We start from the raw sequence: 24,515 nt of genomic DNA, 5'->3' as shown, positions 1-24,515 counted from the left end.
ATATCCTATCTTTAATTTTTTAGGGATTTTATCTAAAAAATAGTTATGTTACTTTTAAAAAGTCATGTTACTGTAAATTGTTATATTATATACAAAAATAAAAAGATAAACTAATAAAAGCAGTATATTAAATAAAACATTAAGGAGCAAAAGATGGTTAGTAAAGAGTTAGAAAAAGCATTAATAGAACAACTAAACAAAGAGTATCACTCTGCTTATATCTATCTGGGGATGAGTGCTTATTGTTCAAAAGAGGGATTTAACGGTTCTTCTAACTGGTTTTTAATTCAATACCAAGAAGAAGTTGCACACGGCATGAAGATGTTCAAATATTTAGAAGACCAAGATGTGGATATAAATCTTCCTCCTATTCAAGGAGTAAAAGTTGATTACAACTCTCTTTTGGATGTTTTTAAAAAATCTTTGGCTCATGAACAAAAAATGACAAAAAACTTAAATATTTTAAGTGACTTGGCTATGAAAGACAAAGATCATGCAACATACAACCTTTTACAATGGTACGTAACGGAACAAGTGGAAGAAGAAGCTACCGTAAAAGCGATTATTGACCATATCAAACTTGTAGGAGACAACGGTTATGGACTTTATACTATAGATAAAGAGTTAGGAAGCAGAACTTTCACAGACCCAACTACAAAATAAGAGGGAACTCTCCTCTTATTTATAAAATAGATAAATACTATTTTGATATAATACTTGCCATAAAATCCAATTAGGACAAATAATGAAAAAATCATATATATTTATTCTGCCCATTGTTGCACTGCTTTTTTTAAGCGGTTGTTTTAAAGAAGATGAGAAAACCCAATTCTACGGAAACGTAGATTTAAGAACAGTCAGTTTGGGATTCAGGGTATCGGGAAAAATCAAAAATATCTATTTTGACGAAGGACAAACACTTAAAAAAGGCGATACTATAGCAAAACTTGAAGATGATTTATATACTCAATCTTTAAAAAGTATTCAAGCACAAATAAAAATGCAAAAAACTCAAATAGAAAAACTGGAAAAAGGTTATAGAGAAGAGGAAATTGAGAAAGCTCAAGCAACTTATGACAAAAGTGTCGTTGCTTTAAATAAGAGTAGAAAAGATTATGAAAGATATTTAAAATTAAGTAAAACAAAATCTGTTTCCAAACAGACTTTTGATGATTATAAATTCGCTTTTGAGAATGCTAAAGCCGAATCAAATTATGCAAAAAGCCAGCTAAAACAGATGAAAAACGGTTATGAAAAAGAAGACATTGCTTCAGCTTATGCAAAACTTGAAAGTTTAAAAGCACAAGAAAAAGAGGCTTCTATTCATTTAAAAGATACAAAACTTATTTCTCCAAACGACGGGACAATATTAACAAGAGCCCATGAAGTAGGAGCTATTGTCTCACAAGGAACTCCGATAGTTGATATGGCTCTTACAAATGAATACTGGATAAGAAGTTATATAGGTGAAAAATATTTAGGGCTTATACATCCAAATATGAAAGCAAAAGTATATACAGACAGCCAACCTGATAAAGCATATGAAGCAAGAGTCGGTTTTATATCTGCCCAAGCGGAATTTACACCCAAAAGCGTACAAACGACGGAACTAAGGACCCAGCTTGTTTATAGAATAAGGTTAATAGTAGAAAACCCCGACGAATATATAAGACAAGGTATGCCTGTAACTATCGAATTTGAAGATTTAGACGAAAATTAAAATGCCTCTTGTTTTAGCTAAAAATCTGTGTAAAAACTTTGGTGATATAAAAGCTATTTCCAATTTAAATTTGCAAATACAAAAGGGTAAAATTACCGGTTTAGTAGGTCCTGACGGAGCTGGAAAAACAACGCTTATTAGAATGATGACGGGACTTTTGGATTTAGATGAAGGAGAACTTGAAATATTAGGATTTTCTTTACCTAAAGATGCAGTTAAAATACAAGAAGAGATTGGATATATGCCTCAAAAATTCGGACTTTATGAGGATTTATCCGTACTTGAGAATCTAAAACTTTATTCAAATTTACAATCAATAGAAAAATCAAAACAGAAACAAAGAATTGAAGAGTTACTTGAATTTATAAATTTAAAAGATTTTAAATCTTTTTTAGCAAGAGATTTATCAGGAGGAATGAAACAAAAGTTAGGTCTTGCCTGCGCTCTTATTAAAAAACCAAAACTCTTGCTTCTTGATGAACCTGGAGTAGGAGTCGATCCTATTTCAAGAAAAGAGTTATGGAGTATAGTAAATCAGTTGATAAATGACGGGGTAACCGTTATTTGGAGTACTGCTTATTTAGATGAAGCGGCGCTTTGTGATGAAGTTATTCTTTTAAATGAAGGAGATATTTTATTTAACGGAATCCCCTTGGATTTAAGCAATACAATGAAAGGCAAAGTCTTTAAAATAGTAGGGAAATTAGAAAATAAAAGAGAGACTTTAAGATTAGCACTTAAAAATGAAAATATAAAAGACGGCGTAATCCTAGGAAACAGCATAAAAGTAATATGCGAAGATGAAAAACTTCTACCCTCTTTAGAAAGTATAAATGCCCAAAATTGCAAATATGAAAAGATGGAACCGAATTTTGAAGACGGGTTTATGAATATTTTAAAAGGAAACTTCAACGGAGAATCTCTTTTGGCAAAACAGATTTCAGAACTTGAAACAAACGGGGAAGAAAATCTTATAGAAGCTATTGATTTAACAAAAAAATTCGGTTCTTTCACGGCTACAGATAAAGTTAATTTTAAAATACAAAAAGGTGAAATTTTCGGTTTTTTAGGTCCAAACGGAGCTGGAAAATCTACTACTTTTAAAATGCTCTGCGGTCTTATAACACCAACTAGCGGTAGTGCAAAAGTTTTAGGTATGAATTTGGAAAAATCTTCATATAAAGCAAGAAAAAAAATAGGCTATATGTCTCAAAAGTTTTCACTCTACGCAGATATCTCAGTTTTTGAAAATCTTAAATTTTTTGCGGGAGTTTATGGATTAAAAGGCAAAAAAAGAAAAGAAAAGATTGAAAATATGATTAAAATTTTTGAACTTGAGAAATATAGAAAAACAGCGGCAAAAAATCTGCCTTTGGGATATAAACAAAGACTCTCTTTATCTTGTGCCGTTATGCATGATCCTGTAGTTTTATTTTTAGATGAGCCAACGTCCGGAATTGATCCCCAAACCAGACGTGAATTTTGGAATCATATTTACGCAATGGTGCAAAAAGGTATGACAATCATGGTTACAACCCATTTTATGGATGAAGCAGAGTATTGTGACAGAATTGCTTTAATTTATAAAGGCAAAGCCATAGCTCTTGATACTCCTCATAATCTAATTAATCAAATTGGAGAAAATGCTACTATGGAAGAGGCTTTTATCGAACTTATTAAAAGAGAAGACAATGTTTAGTTTTCAAAGATTAAGAGCAATTTTTTTAAAAGAGAGTCTTCAAATAATAAGAGATCCCAGTGCTTTGATTATTGCTTTGATTCTTCCTTTGATGCTGCTTTTTCTAATGGGTTATGCTATTTCTCTGGATTCAAAAAATATTCCTGTAGGAATTGTAGTTGAAAAGAGTTCGAAATATACTCAAAGTTTGGTAAAAGCTTTTGAAAGCAGTGAAAGTTTTGAGGTTAGTTTGGCAAAAGATAAAAGAACCTTTACAAAATATCTTCAAGAAGGAAAATTAAGAGCTATGATTGTTATTCCTTCAACTTTTGATAAAGATATTTTAAACAGCAATCCAAAAATCCAAATCATCACAGACGGAAGCGAACCTAATATTGCAGGTTATGTAAACAAATATTCCCAAGAACTTTGGCAAAATTGGCTTGTATATGAAAATTTGGCAACAAATTCACTCATAGATATAAAAACCAGATATTGGTTTAATGCACCTTTATTAAGCAGTTATTTTCTGTTTCCAGGTTCTATTGCCGTAATTTTGACTTTAATAGGAACTTTACTTACGGCGTTGGTTGTAGCAAGAGAGTGGGAAAGAGGAACGATGGAAGCTATTATGTCAACGCCTACGACTATTTTAGAGCTTCTGTTAGGAAAACTTTTGCCCTACTTTGTTTTGGCAATGTTCTCTTTGATAATTTGTATTTTAATTACCCTTCTTTGGTTTGAAATTCCTTTTAGAGGTTCATATTTAATCCTTTTTTTAACCTCGGCTGTATATTTGATCCCTTCTCTAAGTCTTGGTTTGTTAATTTCAACATTGGCTAAAAATCAGTTTGTAGCAGCCCAAATGGCTCTTATAATAGGATTTTTACCTGCAATGATTTTATCGGGCTTTATATTTCAAATAAGCAGTATGCCTGTTTGGCTGCAGTTTATTACAAATTTTATTCCCGCAACATATTTTACGACTATTTTGCAAACTCTGTTTTTATCGGGAAATATATATGAAGTAATAATTCCTAATACTTTATGGATGCTGCTTATAGGAATTGTACTTTTTGCAATAATTTTTAAAATCACAAAAAAGAAGTTAAACTGATGTTTTATCAACTATTAGCGCTTATTAGAAAAGAGTTTTTGGCAATTTGGAGTGACAAACGTTCACGAATAGTAATTATTTCACCGCCTCTTATTCAGTTGGTATTATTCTCTTTTGCGGTAACTTTAGAGGTAAAAAATATCTCTATAGGAGTTTTGGACAGAGACAATTCAAATCAAAGCAAAGAGTTTATCAGAAGCTTAAAATACAGCGATCGTTTTAGTGAAGTTTTGTATTTAAAAAGCAATAAAGATTTACAAGAAAAACTAGATTCACAAAAAATTATGGTTGCTATTGAGATTTCTCAAGAGTTTTCACAAAAAATACAAAAAGGTCAAAAAGCAGAAATTGGACTAATTGGAGACGGTAGAAAATCTAATAGTTCCCAAATTGCTATTGGATATATCCAAATGATAATCCAATCGACTTTTTTAAAAAACTCCCAAAATATTGTTGTAAGAAATTGGTATAACCCGAATTTGGAAAACTTTTGGTGGATTGTTCCTAATTTAATAGGAAGTCTGACTATAATCGTAGCACTTATATTAACCTCTTTGTCCGTTGCAAGAGAGCGTGAACTTGGAACTTTTGAACAGATTTCCGTTGCACCTTTAAGTCCTATGACTTTAATAATTGGAAAAACTATTCCTCCTATGGTAATAAGTATTATTGAAGCATTTATTATCTTTTTATCGGCAATTTGGTTTTTTCAGGTTCCTTTTTTAGGTTCCTTTTGGATCTTATTTACGGCTATTATCGCTTTTGTATTTTCGGTTGTAGGTTTCGGACTTTTTATTTCATCTATTTCCTCAACCCAACAGCAGGGAATTTTAGGAGCTTTTATTATTCTTGTTCCCTCAATTTTGATGTCAGGATTCGCAACCCCTGTGGAAAATATGCCTTCTTGGCTTGTTCCTTATACGGATTTTGTAGCTTTAAAATATTTTCTTATTTTGGTAAAAGGAGTATTCTTAAAAGATATTTCATGGGATATTGCAATATGGGAAATTCTTCCCATGATTGCTTTAGGAGTAGTAACTTTAGGTGTTGCAACTTGGTTTTTCAAGAAAAAAGTTACCTAAAACTACTCTTGAATTAAAAACTGTCCAAGTTCCCTGTTTTTTACTAATTTTGAGCAATCGACTACAACTCCGTGCATAGAGATATATGTACCGTTTTGGATATTTGCGCTTAAAAAGCCCAAGGCTTGAGAAAAATTCATTGTAGCTTCCACTTCATCTATACTCATAGGAACCATTGCTCCTGTAAAAACTATTTTTTTATTTTTTACTTCTTCTTTTAATAAAGCACTTGTCAAATGAACGGTATCGGTTCCATGAATAATTATAATTTTATCATTTTTCGTATTTTTGACACTTTGTACTATTATCTGTCTATCTTCATCGTTCATTTCCAAACTATCTTTTGAAACTACGTTTATAAGTTCAAAATCTACGTTATGACAAGCTGCAATAATCTTTTCCAAAGCTTTATTGTCTTTTGGTACTTCAAGTTGTCCTTTTATGGGATTATATCTTTTGTTAAAAGTTCCGCCTGTATTTATAATAGTTACATTCATTAAAATTACCCTTTTAATCTATAAACTTTTTTCTTCGAAATAATATCATAATATTAAAAAAAAGTTTAATAGATAAAAAGAGTTAAAAGTAGTAAATTTTGTATTTTAATACTACTTTTTATTTCTGATATTTGTTATTGTTTTACCTGCGATTGCGTAATTATCCGTTGAAACTTCATCTATTGTAACTACACAAGTTTTTTCGCCTCTGTTAAAAATTTCGACAAAAACATTTGTAAGTTTTTCTGCCAAAAGTTCTTTTTGTTCTTTTGTTGCCCCACCGTCTTCATGAGTCATTTTTACATTTATAATCGGCATTTTTAATCCTTTATATTGATTTTTGTTCTATTGTTGCAAATTTTTTTGAGATAAAAAGAAAAATAACTCCGCCGAAAACTATAAAAGCTGTTAGATATAAAGAGCTATTATAATTTCCGTAAAGCTCTATTAACTTTACGCTATATAAAGGCGCTACAACTTGCCCTATTCCGTAAGAAGTAGTTAAAGCTCCCATTAATATAACAGGATTCTTACCTGCAATTTTCCCTCCTAAATTCATAAAAAGCGCAACCAAACCTACAAAAGTTCCACCGTATAAAACTCCGCTAAAAAGATTTAAATATATATTTGTCGTAAGTGCAGAGATTAGAATCCCCGCAATTTGGGTAAGCATTGCAACTATTATAATATTTACGCTTCCAAATTTATGAGCCAATGTCATCCATACTATACAAGAAGGAATTCCTGCTAAGCCAACCAAAGTCCAAGTAAAACTTCCATAACCTTCTAAACCTTTAAGTGAATTGATAATATCGGGTAAAAACGTACCTTGAACTACAAAACCTACTCCTTCCGTAAAATATGCCATAATCAGAAGTATCATAAAAGGATTAAATAAAGAAAAATCGAATTTATGTTTTACCACGTTTTGTTTAATCTCTTTATCAAAACTAAGTATATAAACTGAATATATAGATACAAAAAAACCGAAAACTGCCAATATAAGCCATGCTTCTTGCCAAGTTCCGTCAAAATAGAGAACTAATCTACTTATTAAATCCGTAGTAAAAATAGCAAAACCGATTCCGCTAAAGTGTATTCCCATAGCTTTTGTTTTATTATCCATTTTAAGTTTTGTCATAACAATAGCAGAACCTACTACTAATGCCATAGCAGATCCAAACCCCGCAATAATTCTTGAAACTGCCCAAAGTGTTTCATTTTGACTAAAAGCTAAAACTAAAGCAGATAAAACAGAAATAATCATACCTATTCTAAAATATTTTACTTTTGTATTAATATCTTTTATAAAAGTTGCAAAAATAGAGCCTGATAAATATCCCGCAAAGTTAATAGAGGCTAAAACTCCTGCAAAAGTAATAGTCAAAAAATCATCAAGCATAGGTGGCAGAAGTGAAGTAAAAACAAATCTTGCTACACCCAAACCTACTATAATAGATAAAATTCCTGCTAAAATAATTGAACTGTTTTTATTTCTATCTAAGAGATTCATTAGCTTTCCCTTTTTTTCATTTTTATGTATAATATCACTTAAAGTGATTTTCTGTCAAATATTAAATCATGATAGGTGATATAAGGAAAAATGATATGGATTCAAATTTATTAAAAATTTTCGTGGCAGTTGCAAATAATAAAAGTATCTCTCTTGCAGCACAAGAGTTAGGTTTTGCTCAATCAAACGTAACTTCTAGGATAAAGCAGTTAGAGAAAAATCTGGGACATAATCTTTTCCATAGAATTCCAAAAGGCGTAAAACTTACTTTTGAAGGGGAAAAACTCTATCCTCACGCATTGGAGATTATAAAAAAAATAGAAAATACGATCTTAGAGATGAAATCTTTGGAGGAACAAACTATTTTAAGAATAGGTTCAACAGAATCAAATGCAGCAACAAGAATTTCACCTTTTTTATTAAAACTTCACAAAAAATTTCCCAATATGCAGTTAGAGCTTGTAACAGGTACTACAAAAGATATAACAAATCAGCTTCATGATTATAAACTGGATATTGCATTTATAAGCGACAAACCAAAAAGCAGCGAGCTTTTAATATTAAACGAGTTTAAAGAGAAAATCGTACTTTTAGAACCTAAAAGCGAAAAGATTCCTAATGTAATACTGACTTTTAAAAAAGGATGCACTTATAACGAATATCTTCATAACCACTATTCAGACAAAGGAATTTGTTCTCATAGAAATTTTGAATTCGGTAGTTTGGAAACTATTTTAAGCTGTGTGGAAGCGGGAATGGGTAGAACTCTTCTTCCTTTTAACGTAGTAAAAAAACTGGGCTTTACAGACAAAGTAAAAGTCTCAGAAGTCAAAGAGTTAGAAAATATTCCTACAACTCTTGTTTGTAGAAAAGATTGTATTCCCAAAATAAGTTCTTATCTAAAAAAATTTAAAATTTAGCATTATATTTAAAAAAAGGTATAAAAAATAATACTATTATAATACAATTTAAAGTTATAATTCGAAAAGATAATTTAAAGGGTTTTATTATGAAAGAAAGAATTCTTAATTATTTTAGCGATATATTTAATAATTTTAATCAAACAATAGGTTATTTAATATTCAAAAAAATATTTTTAGGGTATATTTTTTTAGTACTTACTTTGGCAAGTTACCAAATCTTTTCAGAGTATAATAAAGCACAAAACGAGCTTATTAATGATTTAAAAAGAATTGAGAATCTTTTTATAGATGACTTGACTAAAGCCGTTATGAACAATAACAAAGAACGAATTGATAAAATTATAGAGATTATATTAAAAGATGATTTAATAAGCGGTATTACTTTTGAAATCAATAAAGAAAAAATTTTACGGCATAAACAAAATATCAACAGTGAAGATTTTGTAAGTTACGGTTATTCTATTTTTGATACGGCAAAAAATCCCAGAAAATATTTGGCAAGTATTCAACTTTTTGCAAGCAAAGATATAATAAAAAAAGAATCAAAAAAAAGTATTATGTTAATAATAATTAATATTTTAATAAGCGTATTAATGTTTTGGATTCTTGTAATTACATACACAAATTTATATCTTACAATACCTCTTAAAAAATTAATTAACGGTATTAAAAGCTTTGAAGAGCATGAAGAAGAGAGAAGTCATATTAAATTGCAATTAAACAATTTAAGAGAACTTACTGTTTTAGCTGATTCTTTTAATAAAATGTCAAGTAAAATCAGTGAAGATATTATCAACTTAAGACAGCTTACCATGATTCAAAACTTACAAAAAAAGGCGTTGGAACAAGCAAACAGAGCAAAAGATGATTTTCTTGCAAATATGAGTCATGAGTTAAAAACTCCGTTAAATTCAATAAACCTTATAAGTTCGATTATGCTTAAAAACAAAGATAAAAAATTAAATGAAAAAGAGGTTAAAAATTTAGAAATAATAAACAGATGCGGAAACGATTTACTTTTTTTAATAAATGATGTATTGGATATTTCCAAACTTGAAGCAGGAAAACTTGAGTTATATTATGAAACTATAGATGTAAAAGAGTTGATGTATGAGATAAAAGATATGTTTGAACCGCAAGTTTTAGAAAAAGATTTGGAGTTTAAATTTGAGTTTGATAGAAAACTAGAGCTTATTTACAGCGATAAACAAAGAATAAAACAGATAGTTAAAAATCTTTTAAGCAACTCATTAAAGTTTGTTCATGAAGGAGAAATTAGACTTTTAATAAAAGATAAAGAAGAGTATGTAGAAATCATTGTAAGTGATGACGGTATAGGAATAGAAAAAGATAAATTAGAAACAATTTTTGACAGATTTAAACAAGTTGACGGAAGCACAACAAGAAAATACGGAGGAACAGGCTTAGGCTTGGCTATTTGTAGAGATTTGGTTGGGCTATTTAAAGGTGATATAAAAATTGAGAGTGAGATAGATAAAGGAACAACTATAACGGTTTTAATTCCAAAAAATTTAGATCAGGTAAATAAATGTGAACTACAAAAAGAGGAAGAAAAACTTATTACAAAAAAAGCTAAAAAAACAAAAAACGAAACTCTTGATTTTCTTTTTGATGAAGAGCTGGAAAATAAAGAGAGCAAAAAGAAAAGAAGTATTGCAATTTTAAATAATGACCACCTATCATATATGAGTTTGGTAATAGAGTTAAATAAAAATTACAGAGTACAACAAAGCGCATCACTAAAAGATTTCATATCAAAAACAAAAGAAGAGAAATTTGATCTTTTAATTGTAGATATCGATTCTGTTACAAAAGAGCAGTTAAGAAACTATATTTTAGAAAAAGAAGAGAAAATAATTTTAGTCTCAAAAGAGAAAACAGATATAGAAAATCAAGAGATTGTAGAAAAACCATTTGATACAAATCAAATGGTTAATACAATCTTAAAAAGATTAGACAGCTAATCTTTTTTTCTCTTTTAACGTTGTTTCAAAACCTTGCATAGGATTTTTTGGAACCAAAAAAGATAAAATAAAAGACAAAACAGCGATACTTGCTCCAATAACAAAAACAAGAGAACTTGAATATAACCAAAGTATTCCTAAAACAAAAGGCAAAAATACCGCTGCAATATGATTTATGGTAAAGGAAACCGCACTTGCACTTGCAATATCTTTAGGATCTGCAATTTTTTGAAAATATGTTTTAAGAGCAATTGCCATAGAAAAAAGCAAATGATCAATAATATAAAGACCAAAAGCCACATATTCATTTGTAACAAAAGCGTAAGAGACGAAAACTATAACAAGACCTAAATACTCAAATCTTAAAGTTGTTCTCTCTCCGAATTTTGAGATAAATTTTCCTATTGCCGGAGCAAAATAGATATTTAAAACTGCATTTATAAACATTAAAGCAACCATATTATGAATATCTACACCGAACTTTTCTACAAGTAAGAAAGCTGCAAACACAATAAAAATCTGCCGTCTAGCACCAGCAAAAAGTGTTAAAATGTAAAAAAGCCAATACTCTTTTTTTAAAACTATTCTTTTTTCTTGAACCACATCGTCTTTAAAGTGTTCAAAAAAAATCCAGATTAAAACTCCTGTTATAAAAGTTACTCCGCCAAAAAAAACATATACATATTTATACTCAACAGAATAATATTTCATCATAATATAAATCAAAACAAAAACAATCAAAGAGGTAAAAGATTTGGCAGCCGTTATTTTTCCCAAAACAATCGGAGCTTTTGCTTTACTTAACCACTGTAAAGACAAAGATTGATTTAAAGTCTCTAAATAGTGAAATCCAACAGACATAATAACAGTCGTAATATAAAGTCCCAAAGCATTTGGAAAATATCCCGTTAAGATAACTCCCAAACCTAAAAGCATCATAGAGATATATGCCAATCTTTGCTGGGCTATAAACATAATAACAATTACAACGGTAAAAGCTAAAAATCCCGGTATTTCTCTTAAACTTTGCAAAATACCTATTTGGCTACCGTCGAAAGAGGCAGCTTCTATTGCAAAATTATTTAACAAACTCATCCAAGCAGATGTAGAAAAAACCATTGAAATAGTCATAATATAAAGCAAAGCTTCTCTTGATTTAAATAAATTTTTTACCATAATAATCCAATAATTAGTTTAACAGCCAATGCAGAAAGCAATACTTTTAATAAAAGTACAAACTTTTTACCCTCTATTTTATCTCTTAGTTTTGTACCAACATAACTTCCCGTAACCGCTCCTATTATCATAGCAATTAATACTCCTAGATAATCAAAAAATACAAAACCGAAAAACATAAAAACAAAAACTTTTAAAGTGTGGGTTATACTCATAAGAGCAGCTCCCGTTGCTACAACAATATGTTTATCCTCATAATCTTTTAAAAGTAAAGTCATAGTTAAAGGACCCGTTGCTCCAACAACAATAGAAAGTCCTGTTTGAAAAAAACCTGCTAAGAAGTAACTTTCATATCTTTTTATCTTTTCATTAAACTTTTTACTCCATAAAGAAAGAAGAATATAAATTCCTATAAAAAGAGGAACAAACTCTAAAGAGATAAAATATAAAATTGAAGCAAATAAAGCAATACCGCAAATAGAACCCAAAAGAAATTTAGGGATTGTTTCTAGTTTTACATATTTATATCCAAAGACTGCTCTGCTTAGATTACTCGACATTTGGGTTAAACCATGAACTGGAATTAAAGCATTTAAAGGCAGAAAAGAAGGCAAAATTGCAATTAACATCATGCCTCCACCAAGTCCTACAACTCCTGCAACAGTAGAAGTAAAAAAAGTAATAAGTCCTAATACGATTTCATCTATCATTTAATATCTTTATAAATAATTTATCGTAAAATAGCAAATTTAGACTTAATTATGAGGATAGATATGGATATTTTTCAATTTATTGGATTTATCGGTATGATATTTGTGGTTGTTGCTTACTTTTTGTTACAAACTGAAAAACATAAAATAACTTCATTTACTTACCAGATATTAAATCTAATTGGTGCAATATTACTTCTTATTTCACTTTTGGTACATTTCAATCTGGGTTCATTTATTATAGAAATTTTTTGGATAGCAATAACACTTTTAGGAATGTATAAAAATTTAAGGAAAACAGATGAAAAATCTTTTTAAAATATTTTTACTTTTAACTTTTTCAAACTTTTGTTTTGCCTATGAACAAGGAAAAATTGATACTCACGGCGGCAAAGGCGACTCTTTGTTAAACAACAAAGGTTTTTCAAACAATATCGGACTTTTTTCGGATAAACCTGTAAAAAAGAAAAAAAAACCAAAAGAACATGAAAATTTTATAAAAATAGAACAGATTCAAAAAATAGAGTCTAAAGGAGCCAAAAACAAATGACAAAATATAAGTTCATCTCATGGAATGTAAACGGAATTAGAGCTGTTGATAGAAAAGAAGCCTTAAAATGGGTTGACGAAGCAAATATTGATTTACTTGGAATTCAAGAAACAAAATCTACAAAAGAGCAGATTCCTAATACGATTTTTGACAGAGAATATAAAACCGTATTTGCTTCACAATCGGCAATAAAAGGAAGAAGCGGAACAGCACTCTTTACTGATATAGAACCTTTTTTTCAATCAAACTGTCCTAGTGTTGATATTCTTGATGAAGGCAGAATAAATGAAATTCATTTTGAAACAACAGATAAAAAAATAGCTTTTTTCAATGTCTATTTTCCAAACGGTCAAAGCAAAGAGGAAAGATTAACTTATAAAATGGAGTTTTATGACAGATTTTTAGAACACTGCGAAAACTTAAAAAAAGAGGGACTCTCTATAATAGTTTGCGGTGACGTAAATACAGCTCATACAGAAATAGATCTTGCAAGACCCAAAGCAAATGAAGAGACTTCAGGCTTTTTACCTATGGAGCGAGAATGGATAACAAAATTTTTAGAGCACGGTTATATTGATACTTTTAGACATATAAACGGTGAGGAACCAAATAACTACAGCTGGTGGAGTTACAGAGCAAATGCAAGAGCAAATAACGTTGGCTGGAGAATCGACTATTTTTATGTAAGCGAAGATTTAAAAGAGAATATCGTAAATGCTTATATTATGGGTGAAATTATGGGAAGTGACCACTGCCCTATTGCACTTGAAATAAAGCTGTAAGAGAATTCTCTCTTACTCTTTACAGCTCTAAAATCAAAACTCTGCTAATTTAAAAACTCTCCCAAGTTTCTTGTTCTTTATTATTTTCACTTCTGCTCTGTTTTTTCTCTTCTTTTTTATTTGAATTTGAAGAGTTTTTATCTATATTTATATCTTTTGCTTTTACGCTTTGTTTCCCCTCAAACTCTTTTTCGTCCGCATTTGTTACTATAAGTTTTGCTATATCATCCGTAAGAGTTGCTATATTTTGTGTTTGAGAGGCTACTGCCGCATTTTGCTGAGTCTGTTGATCAAGCTGATTTACTGCCGTATTTATCTGTTCTATTCCGTTAAGTTGTTCTTTACTTGACATCTCTATATCTTCTATCAAATTTTTCGTTTGATGAATATTTTCATTTAACTCTTTATATCCTTCAATCATATTACTTGCGATACTTTTACCTTGGTTAGCTTTATTTGTTGCAGTTTCAACTAATTCTTTTATCTCTTTTGCTGCTTCTGCACTTCTGCTTGCAAGATTTCTAACTTCTTGGGCAACTACGGCAAAGCCTTTTCCTGCTTCTCCTGCCGTTGCAGCTTCTACTGCCGCGTTTAACGAAAGAATATTTGTTTGGAAAGCTATTTGATCGATTACCGTAATTGCCTCATTTATTGCATTTACTTGTCCATTTATTTCATCCATTGACATTGTTGTTTGATTTGCTAAATTTTCTCCGTTTTTTGCCGATTTAGTTACGTCATTTGCATAATTTGCCATTTTTGCAATATTTTCCGTGTTGCTTCTGATATTTGAAGTTATTTGTTCCAATGCGGCTGCTGTCTCTTCCAAAGAGGTTGCCGCTTCATTTGAACTTATATTTAATTTATCTACATTTTTAAGAAGTATATTTGAACTTTCATCCAAAGTAAGTCCGTTTTCTTTGTTTTCAATTAACATTTTAGTTATTATATCAGCAAGATTATTTACTCCTACTGCCACATTTCCTTTATCGTTTTTTACTCTTGTTCTAAAATTTAGTTTTGAAAAATCATCTAAAACTTCTGTTAGTTTGTTTATATCTTCACACACGTTTTTCTTAGTGGTTTCTAACATTTCGTTAAATGTATTTTTTAACTCTTCCAAACTCTCATTATCTGTGCTTTTTTCAATCTTTTTATTGAATCTTCCCTCTTTTACTTCATTTACGACTCTTTTTACATCTTCTATAAGAATATTATCCTGAATTATTAAACTCTCTGTTTTTTCAATATTTTCATTAATAACTTTAGCCATTTGACCAAATTCATCTTCTGAATCTATTTTTATAAGCTGTGCATCTTTTGAATCTTTATTTAAAAATGAGAAAAAACTTAATAAGCCCTCTTTTATTGATGTTAAGTTTTTATTTAAAATTCGTATACTATATAAAACAACAACTATAATAACCAATAAAACTACTAAACCAAAACCTATAGAAAAGTTTCTTATAAAAATTGCCTCTTCTAAATACTCTTCTTCGGGAACTGTTGAAATAAAAGTCCAATATGTACCTGTATTCCCAAATTCAAAAGGGTATGAATAGGAGTGAGAAATTTCACCTGTTTTTAAATTCTCTGCACTAAAAATATTATCTTTCCCCTCTTTTGTAAGTTCTAATGATTTTAAAATACTTTTATTTGAAGTAATTTCATTCATAGATTTTCCTAAAGCTTTTACATTAGGATGACTGATAATTTTTCCGTAAGAATCCATCACACTGCAATAACCTGTTTTAAATAGTTTTATAGAACTTATGTTTTTATTAAAAAAATCCAAAGAGAAATCAACTCCCACTGCACCTATAAACTCATTGTTATAATATACAGGTGAAGAGATTGTAGTCATTAGAACTTCTTTGCCGTCAATTTTAAATTTATATGGTTTGGTTATTGATACTCTTTTATTTTTATAAGGAAGATTAATCCAAGGGAAATCTAAACTATAATCATCTGAGGGTTCAATAGTAAAACTTCCGTCACTATTTCTTACTACATAAGGTTGGAAAGCTCCTTTTTTCGTATAAAAATGAGGATTGACTTCATCTAAATTTTTTTCATAAAACATTGAATTATCTTTAAAAGAGAACCAAATTCCCAATATAAAAGGATTGTCTTCTAATACGGATTTTGAATAACTTATAGTTGCTTTTTTCGATACTTTTTCATTGTGTTTTGCCGCACTTTCATATTTACTTGCAAAAGAGTTTGCAATAATAATTGCTTTATCCAATGTACTTTTTATCTCTACCGCATTTTTTTTGGTCAATTCACTAATATAGTTTTTTGCATCATTTTCCGAATTTGAATATGAATAAGATGAAATAACAAAAATCATTGTCCCAAGAGAGATTATACTTGCCGAAATTAAAATTAAAAGTAATTTTGTCCCAAAATTTAATTTACTCATTTATACTCCTAAAAACTTTTAAAATTGGAATTATTTTTACAGACTCTTTTAAAAGATTTGAAATAATAACATGAATTTTTTCTGAAACATATGTCACAAATATTATTTTTTATACAGTTGGTTAAATTAATAAACTCTATCTTAAATAAAATTTAATTTTTATATTTAGATAAAATTTCTTATAAGAATTAATTTTTATTTAATAAATTTTATCCTATGATTTTAATTATCTTATTTTACAAAAGGAGAAGAGATGAAAAAAATTAGTTTAGCAGTAGCTTCAATTATGTTTGCAGGGGTAAGTGCATTTGCCGCGTCAGATGCAGTTTTACTTGAAAAAGCTACAAATTCGGGATTAAAAGCAATTCCACAATCGCAACTTGAGGTTTTAAAACTTGTTGATGATCCAAAAAATCCAATAACAGATGCAAAAGTAGAACTTGGTAAAAAACTATATTTTGATCCAAGATTATCTAAATCAGGAATTATTTCATGTAATACATGTCATAACTTGGCAATGGGTGGTGTAGACGGTGTAGGTGCAGCAGTAGGTCATAAATGGACTCCGAATCCTGCTCATTTAAATTCACCGACTGTTTACAACTCTGTTTTAAATAAAGCTCAATTTTGGGATGGAAGATCTCCACACTTAGCAGACCAAGCACAAGGTCCTATGCAAGCAGCACCTGAAATGGCAGCTCCTGCTAGTTTAGTTGTTCAAAGAGTTACTTCAATGCCAGGTTATGTTGAAGAGTTTAAAAAAACTTATGGTGATGATGTAAAAGTTACATTTGCATTAATTGCCGATACTATCGCAATTTTCGAAAAAACTCTTATTACACCTTCAAGATATGATGCCTTTTTAAACGGAAAACTAAATGCATTGACTGATGCGGAAAAAGAAGGATTAAATATATTTATTGATAAAGGTTGTGCAAGCTGTCACAATGATATAGGACTTGGTGGAACTATGATGCCGTTTGATGCTTCAAAATATGACTTAAATGTAGGTGGATTTACGGGAACAAAAGACGGTATGGTTAAAACTCCTACACTAAGAAACGTTGAAGAGACTGCACCTTATTTCCATAACGGTAATGTATGGTCTTTAAATCAAGCAGTTAAATTAATGGGAGACATTCAACTAGGAATGAAAATTTCCGATGCGGATGCAACTAAAATCTCTACATTCTTAAAATCATTAACAGGTGAAAAACCTGAGATTAAATATCCTCAGCTACCTGTAATTTCAGATAAAACTCCAAAACCGGATATGAAATAAAACTCTTTAGGGAAATCTCCCTAAAGATTATAAATTCTTACTCTTTTTCTTCCCGTTTTTTCTGCTTTTCTATTATATACTGATATGAAGTTTTAATAGAAAGATATCTAACCAAAAGTAAAAATAAAATTACTCCTGAAATAACTAAAAGATTATGATTTAAGGTACTAGAAAAAAGTTCGCTTATAGATTCTGTTTTTTCATTATTTATTTTTACCAAATTTACGATTAACTCTCTAAGAGCCAATACGATAAAAGCATCAACCAACGTTGTTATAATAACAATCTGCTCTCTTACATAATTTACTACTGTTCTTACTATCTCTAAAAAAATAATAAAATAGAGCATATAAATTATTGCTTCCATCAATTTATCCATTGCCAAAGCAATTAAAAAAAGAATAGAAGTAATAGCAAACTCTATATAAAATTTATCCTTAAAAAATTTTTGACCTTTCATTTCTTCCCTATATTATAGTTGCTTTTATACCTAACCATGATTGAGGAATCAAAGCAAGTGTTCTGTTTGGCTTAGCCATAAAAATTATTGAAGCTATCATAGCTCTTGCACTGCTGTCACCTCCGGCTTTGGCGTTATTAATCAGCATCTCTTTTAAATTATCATATTTACATAAAAGATGAATAACACTTTGAAAACCGCCTTCAATGCCGCAAGCAGGACCAAATTCCCTGATTGCATCAAAAGTATTTTCAGTTTTTGAAGCGATTGCACTTGTTATATATGATTGAATTTTTGCATCAAATTCATCTTTTAAAGAGATGATCGCAGCTTCAATATCTTTTCCGTTTAAAACTTCTATTAGCAGTTTTGCAAAATATTTTGAAGTCTCGATTGCAGCAGTTGAGTTATGTGTACATTTCACAAATTCTACTACATTTTTAAAAAATTCCTCTTTTGTTTTTGAGACTAAAAGCAAAGGTGCAATTCTGCCTACAATAGATAAATCCGTAGAATCCGAACCTGTCGGTAAAATACCTTTTTCAATATTTTCCAAAGTTTTTCTTGTAGCTGAATCTATATATCCATTGTAAATCTCAATTTGGCTTTTCCAATATTTTATATACTCTTTTGCATCAAAACTCTCTTTATCTTGTAAAAATTGATACAACCATAATGTTTGATCTCCGTAATGGGTAAATTCTCCTGCTTTTTTACCTTTATGCCAAAGAGATTTAGCATCGTTTAATTCATCCCAATTAATATCCAAATTTTCCAGTTGCTTTTCGTCATAAACCCAATGGGCACCAAGACAATATGCATCTGCAACCAAAGAAACCAATATTAATTCTTTAATTTTTTTCTTCTCAAACATTATAAAGCTCCTTACTTTTTAGTAGGTTTTTCAATCTCATATCCAAAATTAACAGTTTTACTCTCATTTGGATTTAAATCAAATTCAAAATAGATTTTACCGTTTTTTTCCATTTTGCTCTCTTTTGATTCGCCAATCAATTTAACTTTTATATCTTCATGTTTCGAAACGGGAACTCTTTCTAACAAAACAATCTTTTGAGTCTGTTTACTACTGTTTTTTATTTCATAGTTCCATATTTTTTGAGTTTTGGTTTTATTTATAGAGAAAAAAGGTTCCTCTTTCATATCTTTTACAAGCTCTTTTTTTATATCAATAAATCTATTTGCTCCAAAATATATAGAACTCTCTTTATTTTTTTGAATCTCTTTTAATGTTGTTTTTCCGATATATGTTCCGTCAAGATACAAATTTGCACTTGTTATACCGTAAAGTTTTTTGCTTTTAAAATCAACTTTATAAAAAGCTTGAGACATCGAGTACCCATCTATTTCCAAACTTTTTGAAGCTTTATAACTATCTTTTGCAAATAAAACTTTATTCTCTTTTCCTCTTGATAAAGTTATATTTGAAGCTTTAAAAAAAGATTTTGTCGTATCTTCATAATAATCATAAGCAGGAGTTTTTAAAACTCTTGTTGCTTTCATAAGCATCGGTTTTATACCATTTGCTGATTCTGTTACGGCATCGTGTTTTTCAGTAAAGTCCAAATATTCAGGTATAAAAGGGTTTGGTTTTATTTGATTAATATAATTATATGTATATAAATTTATAACAATATTTTTTAAATCTTCTCCCGAGCTTTGAGTAATATAAAGTAAATTTTTTAATTCAACTTCCTCTTTTTTTGAGTCGTAACTTACCTCATAAAGGCTCTTTTTTTGAAGAGCATAAATAGGATAAGTGATAAATACAGGTTTCTTACAATTTATATCGTAATCCAATTTTGTGTATTTTGTATTTGATCTTTTTTGAGTCAATTTATCCAAAGCTTGTTTATCTTTTTTTATTTGATTGTTTAAATTATATATTTCATTATAATCTTCTAGAATCTGTTTTTTTACAAAAGCTGAACTTTTTTGCAACATACTTACTTTCTCAATATTTGAAAGATTGTTTTTTTCTAAAAAAGAGATTTCGCTTTTTAAAGCCTTTATTTGATTCTCTTCAAAATTTATTTTTTGGCTTAGTTTTTCTATATCTTCGCTTAATTGATCATTTTCATAATTTTTTGTTTCTATATTAAAACTGTTTATTTTACAACTTTCATCAAGAGTGAACTTTAAATCTTCTAATCTTACTTCTCCTAAAAGTTTTTCACTTTTTTTAGATAAATCAAGATTTTGATTTATAAAACTTTTGTTTAAATATATATCAAGGCTTTTTATATTTGCATTTGCAAAAACACAAGCTACACTAAACAGCAAAAAAGTTATTAATTTCATTTTATCTCCAATTTTTATAATTTGTAAAAGAAGGGAACTGCTCTTTAAACTCCTCTTCATCAAAAGAGAAAGCAAAAGAATCCATATATTTATTTAACAATTCATAGGAATCTTGAAGTTGCTTAAACTTTTCTTCACTTCCTTCTTCCATATCGGGATGATACATTTTTGACAGTTTTAAGTACTTTTTCTTTAAATCTTTCTTTGAAGTTCTAGTAAGTATTCCAAAAAATTCAACTGCTTTTTCAAACTCTTCATAATCCATCTGTTTTCCTAAAATTGCTAAAAATATTCTATATTAATTATAAAATAATCATACTTTATAATTATTAATTTCAAGTTAAAATAAAAGAATAATTAAAAGATAATATATTATAAAATATTTACTTTTTCATATCATTATGATAAGATTAATTGTTTGCAAAAAGGATATATTGTGATTGAGCAAAATAAAACAGGCAAATTTTCCCAAAATGATTCAATCCTATTTTCTGATAAAAAAAAGATTATTATTAAATTTCTTTTAATATATTTTATAATAACAACTGCACTTGTATTCCTCTATTTTTTACAATATAAAAAAGGCATAGAAAATTATTTAAACCATAAAACCCATCAACATCTTCTTGAATACAGAGCTGTATATAATGAATATAAAGTTCTCTCAAATATTATTTTTGATGCAGATATAAATACTGAAAATACCATTAATATTTTCCAAAAGGCTTATACAAGCTCAGGTGCACAAAAAAATATAATTAGGAAAAAACTTTTAGACCATTTAAAACTAAAATATGAAAAACTAAAACGATATAATTTAAAACAGTTGCATTTTCACTTACCCGATAATGAAAGTTTTTTAAGAATGCACAGACCAAATAAATACGGAGATAATCTAACAAATATTAGGGCAACTGTAGCTTATGTAAATAGATATAAAAAATATATTGACGGTTTTGAAGAGGGAAGAATATTTAACGGTTTTAGATTTGTATATCCTCTTTTTTCAGAAGAAAAAAAACATATAGGAAGCGTTGAAATATCCTTTAGCGTTTTAGCAATGGTTGAAACAATGCTTAATACGTATAATTTAAAGCTTAATTTTTTGATTAAAAAAGATGTTGTTGATAAAAAACTTTTTAAAGATGAACTTAAAAACTATATTTTAAGCCCTAATAAAAAGTTTTATTATGAAAAATCAATTTATGAGAAATATCCACCTTTAAAAACTAAAATAAAAGAAGAAAAAGATTACACTCAAAATTTAATGAAAGGCAAACCTTTTACCGTATTTGAGGATGATTTGGATTTTATAAAAACAATGATTCCTATAAAGAATCCCGTTTCAAACGAAGTAGTTGCAGTATTATGTATCTATCAAGACGATAAAGTAATTCTCAATGACAAAAATGACCTAATATCCAAAATATTTATCTCATATATTTTGTTAGCTTTAATATTTTATCTCTTTTATAAACAAACTTTTGCAAAAGCAAAACTTTTAAAACTAAATAAAGAGCTTGATAAAAGAGTCTCTTTGGAAGTAAGAAAAGGAAGAAAACAAGACTTACATATGTTTAATCAATCAAAAATGGCATCTATCGGTAGAATGATAACAAATATTTCTCATCAATGGAGGCAACCTTTAAGTGTAATAACGACTTGCGCAAGCGGATTAAAAATTGAAAGAGATATGAATATGCTTGAAAGTAAAGATTTTGAAAAGTTTATAAACTCTATTTTGGAACAGTCAAAATATTTATCTAAAACCTTAGATAGTTTTAGAGATTATATAGACATAAACGATGAAGAGAAAAAAGTACTGTGCGTTCAATCTAAAATGGATAAGGTGGTAAACTTTTTGGCTCCTTTTTTCAAAGAAAACAATATAGAAATAATAAAAAAATATGAAGAAGAGAAGCTTCATATTTTAGGAACAACATCTGAACTTTTTGAAATATTTAATGCAATTTTAACAAATGCAAACGATGCTTTTTCAAAAAATAAAAATGTAACAAATAAACAAATAGTAATAACAGTAAAAAAGAAAAATGAAAATAAAATTTTTATAACAATAAGAGACAATGCAGGAGGAATAGAAAAAGATAAAATCAATAATATTTTTGATCCATATTTTACTACTAAACATGAATCAATAGGAACAGGAATAAGTCTCTATCTTACATATAAGATAGTTACGGAAAATTTAAAAGGTACTATATATGTAAAAAATAAAACAGAGGGGGCAAAATTTTATATAGAACTTCCCTTAGCTTAAAATAGACTATTCCTACAAAATATACAAAGTATAAATAAAATTACTTATTTAAAATCAATGCTTTTTGTTGTCGAAACTCAGCATCTGTTATATATCCCTCTTTTTTCATTTGCACTAATTCTTTTAATTCTGCAACTTTATTTAAGTTAGTTACTTTTTTAGTACTTTTATTTTCTTCATTCATCGTATTTACAGCATTATCAATCATTTTATCACTTTTTTCAGTTAATACATTCTCTGTTTTCTGAGTGATTTTATCGCTTACTTTATCTATCATGTTTTCAAAAAAACTAGCTTGTAAATTTACAGTTAATAATGATATACAAACTGAAGTAAATAAAACTTTTTTCATAAAAGAATCCTTAAATATTTTTTTTAGTTTTAAATTTTATGAAATAATTTCTTAAATTATACTTAATAAAATTACTTTATAATATATTTATTAACATCTTTAAATAATTAAATTAAACTTTCCTAACTTTTTAAATCAAGATTTGATTAAAAGCTTATAATTTGGTATAAAATACTATAATATCACTTTTAAAAATAGACAGGATTATTATAATATGGGTAGAGAGTTGACATATATTTTTTCAAGCCTTATAAAATGGGCAATATTCTTTGGAATTTTATATTTAATATTCACAAATTTCGGTACTTTTTTAATTATACTTTTTATCTTTGTTGCTATTGGATACTATTTTTTCTATCAGTTTAAGAAAAAACTAAAAGAGAGTAGCAATCAAAGCTTTAAATTTACTTTTAACGGTAAAGATTTTAGTTCAGGCTCAGGATTTAATGCAAAAGATTTTAACTTTGAACAATTTGAAGAACAATTTAGAAGAGGAAACTTTAATACTCCACCTCAATTTGGAGAAGTAGAAAAAGCAAAAGAGTTTTTTGGTTTTACATCAACACCGACAAAAGAAGAGATAAAAAAAAGATATAAGGAACTTGCAAAAAAATATCATCCGGATATAAATCATCAAGATGATACTATGATGCAACAATTAAATCATTATAAAGAAGTGCTTTTAAAAGTGTACGGAAATTAAAATTTTTAGGATAAAGGAGTGAATATAAAACTCAGATTAACGTTCTTGTTGATATTTGTTTCAATGCAAGCTATTTTTGCAAATGTACAAACACTTACTTCTAAGGAAATAAACAAACAAGAGATTGTTCCAAAGACAATTGAAAAAGAAGTAAAAAAAGAGAAACTAATTATTGGATATTACGGAAGACCAAACACAAAATCTTTGGGAATTTTAGGACAAAGCAATATTGATCAATTAGTAAAAAAAATGAGAGAAAAAGAGGCTTATTATAAAAAAGAGCTAGGCAACAAAGTTGATATAAAAATGGCATTTCATATAATCTATGGGCTTGCTACTTCCGATGCAGGAAGAAGAGGAACATATATGCTAAGATTATCGGAAAAAAGTCTTATACCATATATTCAAAGAGCAAAAGAAGAAAACTTTGAAGTAATTATTGACTTGCAAATGGGAACAAATACTCCGGTTGAAGCTTTAAAGCCTGTTCTGAAATATCTAAAATATGATTATGTTCATCTAGCACTAGACCCAGAATTTAAAATTCCCAAACATAAAAAATATCCTCCTGGTAAATATATCGGCCATATTTATGCAAAAGATTTAAATGCAGCACAAGAACTTATAAATAATTATATTATTGAAAATCATTTAAAGAAAAAACAACTTATAGTTCATATGTTTCATAAAAGAATGTTAAGAAATAAAGAGTTAGTAAAAAAATATGAAAACGTAGATTTAATTTATAATATTGACGGACATGGAGATCCGGCTGTAAAAATTAAAATCTATAATTCACTTTATAATGAAGATGAAACCAAAATAGCGGACAGTGGATTTAAAATTTTTTACCATGCCGATACATATATTATGACTCCAAAACAAATACTAGGTTTGGAATCAGCAAATGGAAGACAAATACTAAGACAACCGCTTTATATTAATTATCAATAAAAAAGAGAA

At 28.6% G+C, this 24,515-nt stretch carries 25 protein-coding genes; 14 read left to right on the top strand and 11 right to left on the bottom strand.

From position 1 onward, the window contains the following. The first annotated feature begins 153 nt into the window (after nucleotides 1-153). From AANAER_RS05255 to AANAER_RS05235, 5 genes are all read left to right on the top strand, one after another. On the top strand, nucleotides 154-663 hold the full coding sequence (locus tag AANAER_RS05255) for a ferritin (protein ID WP_129081801.1): 510 nt from the start codon (nucleotides 154-156) through the stop codon (nucleotides 661-663). An 82-nt stretch (nucleotides 664-745) separates the two neighbouring features. Beyond that, the gene (locus AANAER_RS05250) at nucleotides 746-1,720 is read left to right on the top strand and encodes an efflux RND transporter periplasmic adaptor subunit (protein WP_129081800.1); all 975 of its coding nucleotides are present in this window, start codon (nucleotides 746-748) and stop codon (nucleotides 1,718-1,720) included. A gap of 1 nt (nucleotide 1,721) precedes the next feature. Beyond that, entirely contained in the window at nucleotides 1,722-3,419 is a 1,698-nt protein-coding gene (locus AANAER_RS05245) for an ATP-binding cassette domain-containing protein (RefSeq protein ID WP_129081799.1), read from the top strand. Beyond that, nucleotides 3,412-4,515: an ABC transporter permease gene (locus AANAER_RS05240; protein WP_129081798.1), complete on the top strand. Its 1,104-nt coding sequence runs from the start codon at nucleotides 3,412-3,414 to the stop codon at nucleotides 4,513-4,515. The genes AANAER_RS05245 and AANAER_RS05240 overlap by 8 nt, the downstream gene beginning before the upstream one ends. Next, nucleotides 4,515-5,597 carry an ABC transporter permease gene (locus AANAER_RS05235; RefSeq protein WP_044415432.1) on the top strand — a complete coding sequence of 361 codons (1,083 nt, stop codon included), beginning with the start codon at nucleotides 4,515-4,517 and terminating at the stop codon, nucleotides 5,595-5,597. The genes AANAER_RS05240 and AANAER_RS05235 overlap by 1 nt, the downstream gene beginning before the upstream one ends. A 2-nt stretch (nucleotides 5,598-5,599) precedes the next feature. Here the strand turns inward: AANAER_RS05235 and AANAER_RS05230 are convergent, their stop codons facing one another. The 3 genes from AANAER_RS05230 to AANAER_RS05220 form a co-directional block, all read right to left on the bottom strand. Beyond that, nucleotides 5,600-6,094: an asparaginase domain-containing protein gene (locus AANAER_RS05230; RefSeq protein WP_044415434.1), complete on the bottom strand. Its 495-nt coding sequence runs from the start codon at nucleotides 6,092-6,094 to the stop codon at nucleotides 5,600-5,602. A 111-nt stretch (nucleotides 6,095-6,205) separates the two neighbouring features. After that, nucleotides 6,206-6,412 carry a tautomerase family protein gene (locus tag AANAER_RS05225; RefSeq protein ID WP_129081797.1) on the bottom strand — a complete coding sequence of 69 codons (207 nt, stop codon included), beginning with the start codon at nucleotides 6,410-6,412 and terminating at the stop codon, nucleotides 6,206-6,208. Nucleotides 6,413-6,422: 10 nt separating this feature from the next. Continuing rightward, complete coding sequence (locus AANAER_RS05220; protein WP_129081796.1) at nucleotides 6,423-7,607, bottom strand: YbfB/YjiJ family MFS transporter; 1,185 nt, start codon at nucleotides 7,605-7,607, stop codon at nucleotides 6,423-6,425. A gap of 95 nt (nucleotides 7,608-7,702) precedes the next feature. On the opposite strand from AANAER_RS05220, the gene AANAER_RS05215 reads away from it, so the two are divergent. Together AANAER_RS05215 and AANAER_RS05210 are read left to right on the top strand one after the other, a co-directional pair. Further along, nucleotides 7,703-8,527, top strand: coding sequence for a LysR family transcriptional regulator (locus AANAER_RS05215; RefSeq protein ID WP_129081795.1), 825 nt, complete (start codon nucleotides 7,703-7,705; stop codon nucleotides 8,525-8,527). Between the two features lie 89 nt (nucleotides 8,528-8,616). Continuing rightward, nucleotides 8,617-10,515, top strand: a complete 1,899-nt coding sequence (locus tag AANAER_RS05210) for a hybrid sensor histidine kinase/response regulator (protein ID WP_129081794.1) — start codon at nucleotides 8,617-8,619, stop codon at nucleotides 10,513-10,515. Here the strand turns inward: AANAER_RS05210 and AANAER_RS05205 are convergent. Further along, a complete protein-coding gene (locus AANAER_RS05205) occupies nucleotides 10,504-11,691 on the bottom strand; it encodes an MFS transporter (RefSeq protein ID WP_129081793.1) in 1,188 nt (395 codons plus the stop codon). The genes AANAER_RS05210 and AANAER_RS05205 overlap by 12 nt on opposite strands. Continuing rightward, complete coding sequence (locus AANAER_RS05200) at nucleotides 11,685-12,401, bottom strand: TSUP family transporter (RefSeq protein ID WP_228711142.1); 717 nt, start codon at nucleotides 12,399-12,401, stop codon at nucleotides 11,685-11,687. Before AANAER_RS05200 ends, AANAER_RS05205 begins: the two co-directional genes overlap by 7 nt. A 63-nt stretch (nucleotides 12,402-12,464) precedes the next feature. Between AANAER_RS05200 and AANAER_RS05195 the strand changes: the two genes are divergently transcribed. The 3 genes from AANAER_RS05195 to xth are packed head-to-tail and all read left to right on the top strand — an operon-like array spanning nucleotide 12,465 to nucleotide 13,733. Then, nucleotides 12,465-12,719 (top strand): CBU_0592 family membrane protein, encoded by a 255-nt coding sequence (locus AANAER_RS05195; protein ID WP_044415448.1) that lies wholly within the window; start codon nucleotides 12,465-12,467, stop codon nucleotides 12,717-12,719. Then, nucleotides 12,703-12,951 (top strand): hypothetical protein, encoded by a 249-nt coding sequence (locus AANAER_RS05190; protein ID WP_129081792.1) that lies wholly within the window; start codon nucleotides 12,703-12,705, stop codon nucleotides 12,949-12,951. The genes AANAER_RS05195 and AANAER_RS05190 overlap by 17 nt, the downstream gene beginning before the upstream one ends. Beyond that, on the top strand, nucleotides 12,948-13,733 hold the full coding sequence (gene xth / locus AANAER_RS05185; protein ID WP_129081791.1) for an exodeoxyribonuclease III: 786 nt from the start codon (nucleotides 12,948-12,950) through the stop codon (nucleotides 13,731-13,733). Before AANAER_RS05190 ends, xth begins: the two co-directional genes overlap by 4 nt. A 49-nt stretch (nucleotides 13,734-13,782) precedes the next feature. Here xth and AANAER_RS05180 read toward each other — a convergent pair whose 3' ends face one another. Next, entirely contained in the window at nucleotides 13,783-16,158 is a 2,376-nt protein-coding gene (locus AANAER_RS05180) for a methyl-accepting chemotaxis protein (RefSeq protein WP_129081790.1), read from the bottom strand. A gap of 253 nt (nucleotides 16,159-16,411) precedes the next feature. Between AANAER_RS05180 and AANAER_RS05175 the strand changes: the two genes are divergently transcribed. Then, the gene (locus AANAER_RS05175; protein WP_129081789.1) at nucleotides 16,412-17,440 is read left to right on the top strand and encodes a cytochrome-c peroxidase; all 1,029 of its coding nucleotides are present in this window, start codon (nucleotides 16,412-16,414) and stop codon (nucleotides 17,438-17,440) included. A 37-nt stretch (nucleotides 17,441-17,477) separates the two neighbouring features. On the opposite strand, the gene AANAER_RS05170 is transcribed toward AANAER_RS05175, so the two are convergent. From AANAER_RS05170 to AANAER_RS05155, 4 genes are read right to left on the bottom strand one after another with little or no spacing between them, the layout of a single operon-like run. Further along, nucleotides 17,478-17,900, bottom strand: coding sequence for a phosphate-starvation-inducible PsiE family protein (locus AANAER_RS05170; protein WP_044415466.1), 423 nt, complete (start codon nucleotides 17,898-17,900; stop codon nucleotides 17,478-17,480). A gap of 7 nt (nucleotides 17,901-17,907) precedes the next feature. Next, a complete protein-coding gene (locus tag AANAER_RS05165; protein ID WP_129081788.1) occupies nucleotides 17,908-18,774 on the bottom strand; it encodes an ADP-ribosylglycohydrolase family protein in 867 nt (288 codons plus the stop codon). 11 nt (nucleotides 18,775-18,785) lie between these two features. Beyond that, nucleotides 18,786-20,219, bottom strand: a complete 1,434-nt coding sequence (locus AANAER_RS05160; protein ID WP_164969341.1) for a DUF4139 domain-containing protein — start codon at nucleotides 20,217-20,219, stop codon at nucleotides 18,786-18,788. Between the two features lies 1 nt (nucleotide 20,220). After that, nucleotides 20,221-20,484 carry a DnaJ domain-containing protein gene (locus tag AANAER_RS05155; RefSeq protein WP_129081786.1) on the bottom strand — a complete coding sequence of 88 codons (264 nt, stop codon included), beginning with the start codon at nucleotides 20,482-20,484 and terminating at the stop codon, nucleotides 20,221-20,223. 171 nt (nucleotides 20,485-20,655) lie between these two features. On the opposite strand from AANAER_RS05155, the gene AANAER_RS05150 reads away from it, so the two are divergent. Further along, on the top strand, nucleotides 20,656-22,497 hold the full coding sequence (locus AANAER_RS05150) for an ATP-binding protein (RefSeq protein WP_129081785.1): 1,842 nt from the start codon (nucleotides 20,656-20,658) through the stop codon (nucleotides 22,495-22,497). Between the two features lie 40 nt (nucleotides 22,498-22,537). On the opposite strand, the gene AANAER_RS05145 is transcribed toward AANAER_RS05150, so the two are convergent. Continuing rightward, the gene (locus AANAER_RS05145; RefSeq protein ID WP_129081784.1) at nucleotides 22,538-22,849 is read right to left on the bottom strand and encodes an SHOCT domain-containing protein; all 312 of its coding nucleotides are present in this window, start codon (nucleotides 22,847-22,849) and stop codon (nucleotides 22,538-22,540) included. A gap of 214 nt (nucleotides 22,850-23,063) precedes the next feature. Here AANAER_RS05145 and AANAER_RS05140 point away from each other — a divergent pair, with 214 nt between their 5' ends. Continuing rightward, nucleotides 23,064-23,552: a J domain-containing protein gene (locus AANAER_RS05140; RefSeq protein WP_129081783.1), complete on the top strand. Its 489-nt coding sequence runs from the start codon at nucleotides 23,064-23,066 to the stop codon at nucleotides 23,550-23,552. Nucleotides 23,553-23,570: 18 nt separating this feature from the next. Further along, nucleotides 23,571-24,506, top strand: coding sequence for a hypothetical protein (locus AANAER_RS05135; protein WP_129081782.1), 936 nt, complete (start codon nucleotides 23,571-23,573; stop codon nucleotides 24,504-24,506). Nucleotides 24,507-24,515 lie beyond the last annotated feature (9 nt).

Origin of the sequence: Halarcobacter anaerophilus, from assembly GCF_006459125.1 — a bacterium.
Taxonomy (GTDB): Bacteria; Campylobacterota; Campylobacteria; order Campylobacterales; family Arcobacteraceae; genus Halarcobacter; species Halarcobacter anaerophilus.
Note: the sequence above shows the minus strand (reverse complement) of the source record. Positions and strands in the feature narration are given on the sequence as shown.